This is a genomic window from Enterococcus sp. DIV1758, assembly GCF_051711985.1.
Taxonomy (GTDB): Bacteria; Bacillota; Bacilli; order Lactobacillales; family Enterococcaceae; genus Enterococcus; species Enterococcus faecalis.
The window spans coordinates 1335704-1347858 of the sequence record NZ_JBIOOA010000001.1 but is presented as its reverse complement, the minus strand read 5'-3'; the positions used below and the strand labels follow the sequence as shown (position 1 = coordinate 1347858).

Sequence of the window (12155 nt, the reverse complement as noted above, 5' to 3'; positions counted from 1 at the left end):
CTCCTCATGCCTTTAAACGGCGCTCTTTTTATCTATTTTCAATTTTACGTTTTACGACTGATACAGGCATTTTTTGTCCTGTCCATTGTTCAAAAGCAGCAGCTCCTTGATAAAGTAGCATGTCCAAGCCGTTGCTTGTTTCTGCGCCACGTAAACGGGCTTCTTTTAATAACTGTGTTTCTCTGGGATTATAAATAGCATCATACACGAATAACTTCGGTTGAATCATTGCATAATTTTCTATAGGACTACTATGTGCATATGGATGCATACCCACACTCGTTGCATTAACTAACAAGACGCTTTCAGCAACATCTTTTGCTAGTTTTTCAGTATCCGCTAAATCGTTTAAATGAATTACACAGTTGGTTCGTTCAGTGAAATTTGCCAGTTTTTTTTGACTGTCGTTAAACCCCGCGCTTTTCCTGTTGTAAACGGCGATTTCTTTCACGCCATCTAAAGCAGCTTGGGCAATGATTGATAAGGCTGCACCACCTGTTCCTAAGATGGTCATTTTATTCTGAAAAACGTCAACCTTTTTCTCTTTCAAACTCCACATAAAACCAGTACCATCCGTGCTGTCTCCGTAAAGTTTTCCATCTTTGTTGACAATCGTATTAATCGCGCCAACCAGTTGGGCGGTAGGACTTAGTTCATCCATATAACTTACAGCCGCCACTTTATTGGGCATTGATAAGTTGGCCCCTAACATGTGAAACGTTCGAATCGCTTCAATTGCTTGTGGCAATGTCTCTTGTCCAACGTCAAACGCCAGATACCGAGCATCAACTCCTAAATTTTGAAATGCTGTATTATGAATCAACGGTGAAATACTGTGTTGGCTGGGTTTCGCGAATAACCCAGCTAAACGAGTAGATCCAGTTATTTCTTTCATCCTGTGTGCTCCTTTACGAAATTTTTTTAGTAAGTTTCTGAAATCCTAATTTTTGGCCAAACAAAAAGGATATTCACAGTAAATTTTAAGAAAAATCTACAGTGAATACCCTACAAAAAAGCAATATAAAAGCCACTATAGATTTTCTTAAATCTACATGGCTGAAAGTCATCTTAAATTTCCCTAGCCATTATAGATACAAACGTTTGTTGTCTGTACCCATAATGTTATGAATACAAACCTATCTAAAATAGCTAAAGTAAAAGTTATTCAGTTGTGTATGGTTTTTCTTCGTTGTTGTCATAAGAATCACTCCAAAACTGATTTAATTAAGAATTGTTAACAGTATACCGCTAGAAAAAACATGTGTCAACACTTATTCGCTTATTTTTTTGACTATTCCATTAAAAACAATGTTATTTTATTCGCCAAAAGACTAAAAAAGCCACAGGAACCAGTCATTTCACTGATTCCTGTGGGGCAAAAATTATTTTAATTCTTCAGCGTATACATCATCAACTGTTTGTGTTGGGTCGATAACAATGTATAAGTTTTTAGTTTTTTCGCTGACTTTTGTAGATTGATAGATGTTATCCAAGCCCTCATCTGTTTTATCTTTGTAAGGGAAATAAACTAAATCTGGTGTGCCATTTTTGTAAAGAATTTCCATACGTTCGATATCTTCATATTTTAAAGCACGAGAGAACATCCCTAATTCTAAGCCACCTAAGTTAATATCGTGGGTTTGAACATGATCTCCTTCTTGGAAAATTTCAATTTTGAACCCTTCACATGGATGAATTTCAACAAATTCACTACCATGGATACGGCCAAAACTTGTTGTAATATGTTTAATCCATAAATCACCAATAAAACGACGATCAATCGTCCAAGTTTCACCATTTCTGAAATAAAATTTAAGTCCTGTCATTTCTCTAGCCATAGCACAAATCTCCTTACTTAAAAATAATTTCTTACATTATTAGTTTACCATACTTTTGATAAACGGTCACAAACTTTCGCTGTAGATTCTTAATCTTTTGTTATTCTTTTTAAAAAAGAATCAATCTCAACTACTGCACGTTGGTGAGAACCTTTGGCAATTTGTCGTTCTCCTTCATAAGCAACAAATTCATAGCGTATTTTGTGTGCAGTCTGTTCAATGCTGGTCATCGTAACAACGATTGTCGCCCCTACCGCGGATGGATATAAGTGGCACAATTCTAACACCGTTCCGACAGTTGTTTCCCCAACTGATAATTGGTCCTTCACAGCTTCTTTGGCTGTTTGTTCAATCATGGCAGCTAAAGCAGGGGTTCCTAAAACTTCTAAGTCACCAGAACCGAGCATTTTAGCCGTTTGTGATTCTTTCACCAAAAATTCTTTTGTAAACATTTCTGTTGGCATTATGCTTTCTCTCCTTTTGAACGTTGTTTTTTGGCAAACGAAAGCAGAACTTCTTGTTTATTCTCTAAGCTACCTTCAACAACGTGTTGCTCGATTTCAGCAATCAGTTCCCCTAACCATTTGCCTGGTGTTTCTTCTAAGACGGCTAAAAGGTCTTTTCCTGTTATGGCCAATTCATGTCTTTGATGGATGGGTAATGCCTTAACTAACTCTTTTGTTACTTGTACTTGACTCTCTTGTTGGTAATAATATAAAAGCCTTTCAACAAGTACGGCTGATTCTTCGCCTAATTCATAAAGCATCATTGGCTGCCAGTCGTTATTCAAACGAAAACGCAGACCACGTACTAATTGTGAAACGTTTTGAATTAATTGATTTGAAAGTTTCCAAGCCTTTAAGAAGGAGCGGATTTCTGCTTCTGGTAAATTCAATGATTGGATAAGTAACGTCCACGCTTCTGCTTCTGTTTCAATTTGACGAGCAGGCAAGTCCATTAAACGAAAAAGTCCAGCCCCTTGTTCTCGTAATTTGGGACAATATTGATAGCATTCTGTTTCAATAAACGGAGCTAAGCCACCTTGTCGATTAACCCCTAAAAGCATTTTTACAAATTCAATCGTAATGCGTTCTACTGAAATTTTTTCTAATAAAGGATGAAATTCAGCGATAGCGGCTAAGGTTTTTTCTTCAATTTTAAAATCTAATTGGCTAGCAAAGCGTAAGCCCCGCATCATCCGCAGAGCATCTTCATGAAACCGCTCATGGGGATTGCCGACTGCACGAATGGTTTGATTAGTTAAATCTTCGATGCCATCAAATAAATCAATGATTTCGCCTGTGCTGTCAAGCGCCAAGGCATTAATCGTAAAATCTCGCCGTTTTAAATCTTCTTTCAAGGAGCGAACAAAGGTGACTTCATCTGGTCGGCGAAAGTCTTGATAAGTTGACTCGGTACGAAAGGTTGTTACTTCATACTGTTGGTCTTCCATCAATACAAGGACTGTGCCATGTTCGATGCCCACATCAACGGTTCGTTTAAAAATTTGCTTAATTTCTTCTGGATAGGCACTTGTCGCAATATCGACATCATGGATTGGTTTATTTAATAAAGCATCACGGACACTGCCCCCGACAAAATACGCTTCAAAGCCCTGTGCATTGATTTCACGAATAACGGGAGCGGCTTCTTTAAATTCGTTTGGAATAGTTGTCAATTTCATAGCATCTGTTCCAATCCGTAAAGTAGTTCTGTTCTCTGTACCACTTGCCGACAAGCTAACGCTACTCCTGTCATGAATGAACGCCGATCATAAGAATCATGCCGAATAGTGAGCCCTTCACCTACACTGCCAAATTGGACTTGTTGGTGTGCCACTAAACCAGGTAAGCGTACACTATGGATTCGCAGACCCTCGAAATCAGCCCCGCGTGCCCCTGGTATTGATTCTACCTCTTGCGGATTCCCTTGTTTTTTTGCTAGCCGAACTTCTTGAATCATTTCTGCAGTTTTTATAGCCGTTCCACTTGGTGCATCTAATTTGTTATCATGATGTAATTCAATGATTTCCACATCCGGAAAATACTGTGCCGCTTTTTGGGCAAATTGCATCATTAAAACTGCCCCAATTGCAAAATTTGGCGCAATTAAGCCGCCGATGGCTTTTTCTCGAGATAGGTTTGTCAATTCGTTGATTTGTTCCTCCGTAAAGCCTGTCGTCCCAACAACTGGCGCCATACCGTGTTCCAACGCAAAACGCGTATTTGGATAGGCAGCTTCAGGAACCGTAAAATCAATCCAAACATCTGGTTTGACAGCTAGGACTTCTTCTAAGCGCTGAAAAACGGGAATTGCTGTTTCATCATTGAAAGAAACAGTTTCTTGTGCTTCATGAGGATCATACACACCTACTAATTCAAAGTCTGCGGTTTCTAAGACCATTTGTGTAGCAGTACTGCCCATCCGTCCTTTAAACCCAGCGACAATTATTTTAATCATGTGTTTTCCCATCCTTTCTTTCAAAGCGATAGCGATCCCGCTTGTTAAATTTGGCCATATTTTCTTCAAAAACTTCGGTTAAATCAATCTCTAAAGAATTTGCCATGCTAATCAATACAAAAAAGACATCTCCAAGTTCCTCTGATACTGTCTTTGGTTTTTCGTCTGCTTTTTTCTGTTTTTCACCATAATAATGATTGACTTCACGGGCTAATTCTCCGACCTCTTCCGTCAAACGAGCCATTTGTCCTAATGGTGAAAAATAGCCTGTTTTAAACTGTTGAATATAATCATCAACTTCTGTTTGCATCGATTGCAAACTACGTTGTTCTGATTCTGACATTTTACCCCAACCTTTCTTACTCTACCTCCTACATCTTATCAAAAACTCGGCTATCTGGAAAGGTTCTACTTGTTGTTTTATATAGAGAATGATACAGTTTATACTGTAAAAGGACGTGATTAAATGGAAGAACAAAGATTTTATTTTAAAGATGTGTTATTTATTGTATTAGGAAGCTGTATCTATGCCTTTGGTTTGGTTACTTTCAATATTGCCAATGACCTGGCCGAAGGTGGTGTCACAGGGATTACTTTGATTTTAAGAGCCTTATTTCATTTTAACCCAGCATATACGACATTATTAATCAATATTCCGCTCTTATTAATTGGTGGTAAAATTTTAGGCAAACGTTCCCTCTATTATACGCTAATTGGTACCGTGTCGTTATCGGTATTTTTGTGGTTTTGGCAAAAATTTCCTGTTGAAATTAATTTAGATCATGATTTATTGATTGCTGCTCTCTTAGCTGGTTTGGCCGCAGGATTCGGGAGTGGCCTTGTTTACCGCGTAGGCGGAACCACTGGTGGGACCGACGTCATTGCCCGCATTTTCGAAAAATACTTTGGGATTAGCATGGGCCGCTCGTTGTTACTTTTTGATGTTGCAGTCTTACTCCTCTCGTTGACCTATATTGATGTCAAACGAATGATGTATACTTTAATTGTGTCCTTTGTTTTCAGTCGTGTTGTCGATTCTGTACTAGACGGAGCCTATGCTGCGAAAGGAATTTTAATTGTTTCCAATCATTCCGAAGAAATCGGTCAAAGTTTAATGGCTTCTTTAGAACGTGGGGTAACATATTTAAATGGTGAAGGTGCTTATTCACAAGTGGAAAAACGGGTTCTCTACACGGTAGTCAGCCCTCGAGAAATAATGGAAGTCAAACGAATTGCTAATGAAATAGATGAAAAAGCCTTTGTGTCCATCATTAACGTACATGAAGCAATTGGCGAAGGCTTTACTTATGCAAAACCCAGCAAACAACGGCGCTTTAAATTAAAACAATAAATAAAACCCAGCATTTATTGAAAATGCTGGGTTTTATTTATTGTTGTTTCAAACGATTTAATTCATCGGATAATTCTAAAAACGCTTCTTTGTTGCCTGTTTCTAAAGCATCGTCAATTTGAGCTTTAATTAATGCCATTCGTTGCGTTTGTTCTTCTTGCTTAAAGTATTGATCAATCGCTCTGGCAACTTCCTGATCCACTTGTTCATTCCATGGCGCAAACGGATTATCTTCTAAAACAGATAAATACTGGCTCGTTTGCCATGCCTCTGGAAATACACATTCTAAATAAAGAGCTTTCCGCCAATTCATTCGAATCTCATGAAAAATTTGTTCCGGATCTGTAAATTCTTGTGCTTGGATAAAAAGCAATAACGGCTCCTTACCTAAACCATCTGCTACCACGCGGATCCCTCGATCAGTCTTCTCTACGTTCTCAACAAAATGAACATTATTTAAAATCGCATCGTGCGTTAATAAGTAATTTAAAATCCACAGTACTTCTCTTCTTCCAAAAGGCACTGTATTCACTAACCAAGTTAAAAATTTTTTCTTTTCTGATAAACTAACAAACATCGTCGTTTCCTATCTTTCTTCCATATCTGCTAGCACAGATTGCATGTCGACATCACCAGGTTCATGTTCCAAATAATGGTGCAACAAGTGTTTTGCTTTTTCAAGTTCGCCTTCTTCTCGTAAGAACAATGCGTATTCTTTTAGAAATTCTGGTTCGTGAGACAATTCTTGCGCTGCTTGTTCGTAATGAACTTTAGCGACGGCAAAGTCTTCTAATTCGTTGTACGCTTTTGCTAAGTTCCATTCAGCATAAGGATGATCCGTTTCCTCTAAATCATTTAAGATAGTAATTACTTCCTCAAAACGCTCTTCCGTGATGTAGAGATTACTTAAGGTCAAACGACTTTCATCTGTTTTCTCACCTAATTCCAAAGCTTTTAACAACCAATTTTCAGCACCAGCAATGTCGTGTAAGCGATAGGCATTTTCAGAGGCAAATTGGTATAACTCTACTTGGAAGGGATTTTCCGCAATTCCTTCTTCGATCACCGCTTTTGCTTCCTCTAATTGCTCTTCTTCTTGGAGCGCTTCCGCTAAATATAGATAAAGTGATTGATAATGTGGGTTTAGTGTTTTTAATTGCTGGAACAACGCAATGGCTTTTTGATTCTCATGTAACTGTAAATAAGTGAAAGCTAACTGGAATAAACGATCGTCTGTTTGTTCTTCTTTGACTGCGGCTTCCAAATAAGGAACTGCTTCTTCAAAATCACCTAACATGCTGTAACTACTTCCTAAGCGTTCATTCAAGGAAATAGCAGAGATTTGCGCTGTCCCGCTTTCTACAATGCTTTGATAACGAGTGATAGCCTCGACAAATTGACCATTTGTAAAATATAGTTCTCCCAAAGCAAATTGAATTAACGGCTCTTCTGGCATAAGACTGGCTGCTTCTTTTAATTTCGCTTCACTGACTTCTGGAATCCCTAAAACTTGGTACAAATCCGCAGTAACTAAGAGGCTTTGGACATAACTGTCACTAGTTTCTGGAATTTTTTCTAAATAGATGAATGCGTCATCTATTTCATTATTTTCAATGGCGATTTCTGCTAATGGAATGTTTAAGCCATCTGCATCGGGAAATTGTTCCAACAACTGTTGGAAAATTTGTTTGGCTTCTTCTAGAAAACCTAAAGATAATAACGTTTCCCCTAAATCAGCTAAGGTATTTTCATCATCTTTCTTTAATGCTTCTTCAAACATTAACTGTGCTTCTGCTAAATTTTCAGCTTGTAATGCTTGAACCATTTTTTCACTATATGACATAATTTCCCCTCAAATCTCTTTTAAAATTTCTTGGTATCTTTCAATCGTTGTTAACAGTTGATCGGGCGTTGGCTTTAAAGCTGCTCCTAGTTGACCGATTTTTTCCAACACCATAGGAGGACCTAGTGTTTCTGTGTGAGTCAAGACTTGTTCTGCGTAATCAGCACTTAAAATTTCTTTTGGAAACGCCACCGGAAAACCTAAGCGAATAAACCAAACGATAAAATTTTTAAATTGAAAATCAAAGTGATTGACTTGCTGGCTCCATAAAACTTGTAACAACAATCCCAATAATCGTTTCATGGGACCTGATAACAAATGGCCATTTTCGGTTGTAGCAAAGGCCACTTCAAAAACTCGGCCAAATTGATCCACTTTTTCCCCTGCTTGTTCATACAAAGATAACAACTCGTCTAAAATACCATTAAATGACGTTTGATTCAACCGTTTTTTATCTGGATACGTTTGGTATAGCATTTGTAAATAAGTATAATCACAGACAAGACCCGCTCGAATAAAAACGAGCAAATCAATTAAAGGGGCAGCACCTTTTTTATTGGTCAAGGTACTATCAAACAAAATTTCTTCTGAATGATTTTCTATATGCATAGTTGCATGCTGTGCTTGCTGAATTGTGACACTTGGTAAAAGTCCTTGCCGTAACGCTTGAACAGACACAGGCATCAGCCAACATTTGGAGGAACACTTACTTGGTGCAGAAATGCGGTTAATTGTAGTACCCCTTCATTACCCAAACCAATCAATAAAACATCCTGATTTTCTGGCCAATCAGCTAAGAAACGTAACACACTTTCTAATTCTGATAAGTCATTGCAATGAACATCATTGCGACAAATATACCAGTTTAATCCCAACTGTTCCCCAAAGGCATAATTAATCTTCTCAGAAAAAAGATCATAGTAACGCTGATTCGCCAAAACAACGATTGACTCCGTCGTTACTGGTCGTTTTTTTAGGACGGAAGCAAATGTTTCTCCATAAATAATAGCGACCTTGTTTTCCCCTCTAGAATAGTTGTATTTCATTGATTCACCACCTTAAGACTGTTTCCTCTTCCTTCACCCCAAGTCTAGCATAACCACTAAAAAACAGCTACTGGCAACAACTTATTTTTGTCCTTCATTCATAAATCTTTCTCTTTTTATCAAAAAAGCAAGGAGCGAGTGTCGAACCGTTCCCGCTTGATTCTCGGAGCGAAGCACGTTTTTCTCACCCAAGGTTCGTTACAATTTAGCCTTTTAGCGTACTGTTTCGACCACCTCTTAAAATAACATTTTTTATGTATGATTCAAAAAAGAACCCTTGGAAACCAAGGGTTCTAATTGTCTGTCTTATTTCACTGCATCTTTCAATGCTTTACCTGGTTTGAATGCAGGTACTTTGCTTGCAGCGATTTGAATTTCTTGTCCAGTTTGTGGGTTACGTCCTTTACGAGCTGCGCGTTCGCGAACTTCAAAGTTACCAAAACCGATTAATTGAACTTTTTCACCTTTAGCAAGAGTTTCTTGAATTGTTGAAAAGACAGCGTCTACTGCTGCAGTAGCATCTTTTTTAGTTAAACCAGTTGAAGATGCAACGTTTTCGATTAATTCTGCTTTATTTGCCATGGATCATTTCACCTCCTCTATAAGAGATACGATGTTTTTACACACCTAAAGTTCCGTCTATTTTTGAGTGGTCCAAAAACAGACAGCAAATATTGATCTGGTTCAATATTCTGTTAACAAGATAGCATAAGAAAGTTGTAATAGCAAGGTTTTTAGTGTATTTTAACCAGTTTTTTCAAAAAATAATCATTTTTTCTCAAAGTTGATAAATTTATTTGAATATCTAAAAAAAGTATGGTAGAATGCGCTATTTTCGGCGTCGCGGAATGATTTTAATCGGTGTACCTTCAAACGTAAATGCTTTTCTGATTTGATTTTCTAAAAACCGGGCATAAGAAAAGTGCATTAGTTCTTCTTCGTTGACAAAAATAACAAATGTAGGTGGTTTGACTGCCACTTGTGTTGCATAAAAAATCTTCAAACGTTTTCCTTTATCGGTTGGTGTTGGATTAATTGCTACAGCATCCATTACAACGTCATTTAACAACGCTGAAGGAATCCGTAAGTTTTGATTCATACTTACTGTTTCAATTAGTTCAGGCAGTTTGTTTAAACGTTGTTTGGTTAATGCAGACACAAAAATAATAGGTGCATAATCTAAATATTGGAATTCATCACGAATTTCCGCTTCAAAATCACGCATTGTATTTGTATCTTTTTTGACTGTATCCCATTTGTTGACCACGATAATAATACCGCGACCTGCTTCATGGGCATAGCCCGCCACACGCTTGTCTTGCTCACGAATACCTTCTTCTGCATTCAAGACCATTAAAACAATGTCTGAGCGTTCAATCGCCCGCATTGCGCGCATGACGCTATATTTTTCAGTTGATTCGTATACTTTCCCACGTTTACGCATACCAGCCGTATCAATCATTAAGAACTTTTGACCTTCTTCAGATTCAAAATACGTATCGATTGCATCTCGCGTTGTTCCTTCAATATCTGAAACAATCACACGATCTTCACCAAGAATAGCATTAATCAATGATGATTTACCGACATTTGGACGCCCGATTAAACTAAATTTAATTGTATCTTCGTCCTCTTCTTCTGAAGTGTTAGGAAAATGTTTAACTGCTTCGTCTAACACATCGCCAATGCCTAAACCGTGACTACCAGAAACTGGGAAAGGATCCCCTAGTCCTAAAGCATAAAATTCATAAATATCATTACGCATTTCAGGATTGTCAACTTTATTAACAGCTAAGATCACTGGTTTATTACTACGATATAAAATTTTTGCTACTAACTCATCTGCATCAGTAATTCCTTCACGGCCACTAGCAACAAAGATAATCACATCTGCTTCATCAATCGCAATTTCTGCTTGGTGTTTGATTTGGTCCATAAATGGTTCGTCACCTAAATCAATCCCACCTGTATCAATAATACTAAATTCACGCCCTAACCATTCTCCAGTTGTATAAATACGGTCGCGTGTTACGCCAGGAGTATCTTCTACAATCGAGATACGCTCACCGGCAATGCGGTTAAAAATAGTCGATTTACCGACATTCGGTCTACCGACAATCGCAATAGTTGGATTTGCCATTTGATTCCCTCCTTGAGAATTTCAATCCTTACTAGTTTACCTAATCAAACCTTAAAGTGCAAGAAAAGTTTTAGTTTCTGCTGATTTTCTAACCAATTCAAGAAAAAATGAGTTTGACATAGCCGATCTGTTTACGGCTATGTCAAACTCATAAATTTCAAGAAAGTAACGTGTTATTCCTCTTCTTTCGCATCAGATAAAGCGTCACCTAAAATATCGCCCATGGTAAAGCCAGTATTTTCTTCAGGCAATTCATATTCCTGTTCTTCTTTTGGTTCTTCTTGAGACTCAGGTTTTGGTTCTAACGCTTTGATACTTAAAGCAATACGATGTTCCTCTGGATTAACTTCTAAAACTTTCACTTGTACTTGATCCCCTTCATGAAGGACTTCATGAGGCGTTGCAATATGCTTGTGAGAAATTTGAGAAATATGCACTAATCCTTCCACACCAGGGAAAACTTCCACAAACGCACCGAAGCTGGTTAAGCGTTTTACTGTTCCATCTAAAACAGTCCCAGCGGCTGCTTTTGTTTCGATATCTGTCCATGGTCCAGGCAATGTTTCTTTAATAGATAAAGAAATACGTCCTTCTTCTGGATTAATTGAAAGAATTTTTACTTGAACGTCTTCGCCAACAGTTAACGCATCACTTGGTTTGCCCACATGCTGATGAGCAATTTCAGAAACATGAACTAAACCATCCACGCCACCTAAATCAATGAATGCGCCGAAATCTGTTAAACGAGCTACTTTCCCTTCAACAACGTCTCCGTCATGTAAAGAAGAAAGTAATTCTTCTTTTTTCGATTCTTTTTCAGCTTCAACAACTGCTTTATGTGAAAGAATTAAGCGGTTTTCTGAAGGTTCGATTTCAATAATTTTAAATGCTAGTGTTTGACCTTTATATTCAGAAAAATCTGCAACAAAATGATCTTCAACCATTGAGGCAGGAACAAATCCGCGAACACCGACATCAACAACCAAACCACCTTTAACAACATTTGTAACAGGTGCTTCGATTACTTTGCCCGCTTGGAAATCTTGTTCAATTTCTTCCCAAACTTTTTTAGCATCTAAACGGCGTTTTGACAGTAAATAACTGCCGTTTTCTTTATCTTTGCCAATTGATGTGATAACAACTAAATCTAACACATCACCGACTTTCACAAGTTCGTGTACATCTTCAACTGGTAAAGTCGATAATTCCTTTGCAGGAACAACGCCTTCAACGCCCGCTCCTTCAATGCCGACAACAACTTGTTTGTCTTCGATGGCTAAAACTTCGCCTTTAACAATATCGCCAACACTGACTTCTTGAACGCTGTTCATTGCATCTTCCATTGTTTCGTTGTTTGCTACTTGTTTGTCTTCAAAATCTGTCATGCCTCTTATCCTCCTATGCCAACAAAAATTCCAAAACTTAGCTATATATACTTACATAGTACGAGATTTTTGTAAAAAAATAAAGCGATTTC

12 protein-coding genes and 1 pseudogene are annotated in these 12155 nt (G+C 37.9%); 1 reads left to right on the top strand and 12 read right to left on the bottom strand.

What is annotated here, in order from left to right; genetic code table 11:
- Nucleotides 1-28: 28 nt before the first annotated feature.
- The 6 genes from aroE to IGJ52_RS06615 form a co-directional block, all read right to left on the bottom strand.
- Complete coding sequence (gene aroE / locus IGJ52_RS06640) at nt 29-895, bottom strand: shikimate dehydrogenase (protein WP_261998316.1); 867 nt, start codon at nt 893-895, stop codon at nt 29-31.
- 487 nt (nt 896-1382) lie between these two features.
- Entirely contained in the window at nt 1383-1838 is a 456-nt protein-coding gene (locus IGJ52_RS06635; protein WP_002357586.1) for a hypothetical protein, read from the bottom strand.
- A gap of 89 nt (nt 1839-1927) precedes the next feature.
- Nucleotides 1928-2302 (bottom strand): thioesterase family protein, encoded by a 375-nt coding sequence (locus IGJ52_RS06630; protein WP_010816520.1) that lies wholly within the window; start codon nt 2300-2302, stop codon nt 1928-1930.
- Nucleotides 2302-3522, bottom strand: a complete 1221-nt coding sequence (locus tag IGJ52_RS06625) for a CCA tRNA nucleotidyltransferase (protein ID WP_025189204.1) — start codon at nt 3520-3522, stop codon at nt 2302-2304. The genes IGJ52_RS06630 and IGJ52_RS06625 overlap by 1 nt, the downstream gene beginning before the upstream one ends.
- Nucleotides 3519-4298 carry a 4-hydroxy-tetrahydrodipicolinate reductase gene (gene dapB, locus IGJ52_RS06620; protein WP_173958463.1) on the bottom strand — a complete coding sequence of 260 codons (780 nt, stop codon included), beginning with the start codon at nt 4296-4298 and terminating at the stop codon, nt 3519-3521. Before dapB ends, IGJ52_RS06625 begins: the two co-directional genes overlap by 4 nt.
- Entirely contained in the window at nt 4291-4641 is a 351-nt protein-coding gene (locus tag IGJ52_RS06615) for a nucleotide pyrophosphohydrolase (protein WP_002363944.1), read from the bottom strand. Before IGJ52_RS06615 ends, dapB begins: the two co-directional genes overlap by 8 nt.
- A 123-nt stretch (nt 4642-4764) precedes the next feature.
- On the opposite strand from IGJ52_RS06615, the gene IGJ52_RS06610 reads away from it, so the two are divergent.
- Nucleotides 4765-5649, top strand: coding sequence for a YitT family protein (locus tag IGJ52_RS06610; protein ID WP_002357595.1), 885 nt, complete (start codon nt 4765-4767; stop codon nt 5647-5649).
- A gap of 37 nt (nt 5650-5686) precedes the next feature.
- Here IGJ52_RS06610 and IGJ52_RS06605 read toward each other — a convergent pair whose 3' ends face one another.
- The 6 genes and pseudogenes from IGJ52_RS06605 to rpsA all read right to left on the bottom strand — a co-directional run bounded on the left by IGJ52_RS06605 (nt 5687) and on the right by rpsA (nt 12063).
- Nucleotides 5687-6226: a ReoY family proteolytic degradation factor gene (locus IGJ52_RS06605; RefSeq protein ID WP_002361802.1), complete on the bottom strand. Its 540-nt coding sequence runs from the start codon at nt 6224-6226 to the stop codon at nt 5687-5689.
- 9 nt (nt 6227-6235) lie between these two features.
- Nucleotides 6236-7492 (bottom strand): tetratricopeptide repeat protein, encoded by a 1257-nt coding sequence (locus IGJ52_RS06600; protein WP_173958464.1) that lies wholly within the window; start codon nt 7490-7492, stop codon nt 6236-6238.
- A gap of 9 nt (nt 7493-7501) precedes the next feature.
- Nucleotides 7502-8538 (bottom strand): annotated as a pseudogene (locus IGJ52_RS06595) (hypothetical protein).
- Nucleotides 8539-8844: 306 nt separating this feature from the next.
- Complete coding sequence (locus tag IGJ52_RS06590; RefSeq protein ID WP_002357604.1) at nt 8845-9120, bottom strand: HU family DNA-binding protein; 276 nt, start codon at nt 9118-9120, stop codon at nt 8845-8847.
- Between the two features lie 247 nt (nt 9121-9367).
- Nucleotides 9368-10678, bottom strand: a complete 1311-nt coding sequence (gene der, locus IGJ52_RS06585; protein ID WP_002357608.1) for a ribosome biogenesis GTPase Der — start codon at nt 10676-10678, stop codon at nt 9368-9370.
- Nucleotides 10679-10851: 173 nt separating this feature from the next.
- Nucleotides 10852-12063, bottom strand: coding sequence for a 30S ribosomal protein S1 (gene rpsA / locus IGJ52_RS06580; protein ID WP_002360341.1), 1212 nt, complete (start codon nt 12061-12063; stop codon nt 10852-10854).
- Between the last annotated feature and the right edge of the window lie 92 nt (nt 12064-12155).

Coding starts and splice junctions, on each gene's coding strand:
- aroE (WP_261998316.1), bottom strand. CDS start 895: ATGAAAGAAATAACTGGATCTACTCGTTTAGCTGGGTTATTCGCGAAA.
- IGJ52_RS06635 (WP_002357586.1), bottom strand. CDS start 1,838: ATGGCTAGAGAAATGACAGGACTTAAATTTTATTTCAGAAATGGTGAA.
- IGJ52_RS06630 (WP_010816520.1), bottom strand. CDS start 2,302: ATGCCAACAGAAATGTTTACAAAAGAATTTTTGGTGAAAGAATCACAA.
- IGJ52_RS06625 (WP_025189204.1), bottom strand. CDS start 3,522: ATGAAATTGACAACTATTCCAAACGAATTTAAAGAAGCCGCTCCCGTT.
- dapB (WP_173958463.1), bottom strand. CDS start 4,298: ATGATTAAAATAATTGTCGCTGGGTTTAAAGGACGGATGGGCAGTACT.
- IGJ52_RS06615 (WP_002363944.1), bottom strand. CDS start 4,641: ATGTCAGAATCAGAACAACGTAGTTTGCAATCGATGCAAACAGAAGTT.
- IGJ52_RS06610 (WP_002357595.1), top strand. CDS start 4,765: ATGGAAGAACAAAGATTTTATTTTAAAGATGTGTTATTTATTGTATTA.
- IGJ52_RS06605 (WP_002361802.1), bottom strand. CDS start 6,226: ATGTTTGTTAGTTTATCAGAAAAGAAAAAATTTTTAACTTGGTTAGTG.
- IGJ52_RS06600 (WP_173958464.1), bottom strand. CDS start 7,492: ATGTCATATAGTGAAAAAATGGTTCAAGCATTACAAGCTGAAAATTTA.
- IGJ52_RS06590 (WP_002357604.1), bottom strand. CDS start 9,120: ATGGCAAATAAAGCAGAATTAATCGAAAACGTTGCATCTTCAACTGGT.
- der (WP_002357608.1), bottom strand. CDS start 10,678: ATGGCAAATCCAACTATTGCGATTGTCGGTAGACCGAATGTCGGTAAA.
- rpsA (WP_002360341.1), bottom strand. CDS start 12,063: ATGACAGATTTTGAAGACAAACAAGTAGCAAACAACGAAACAATGGAA.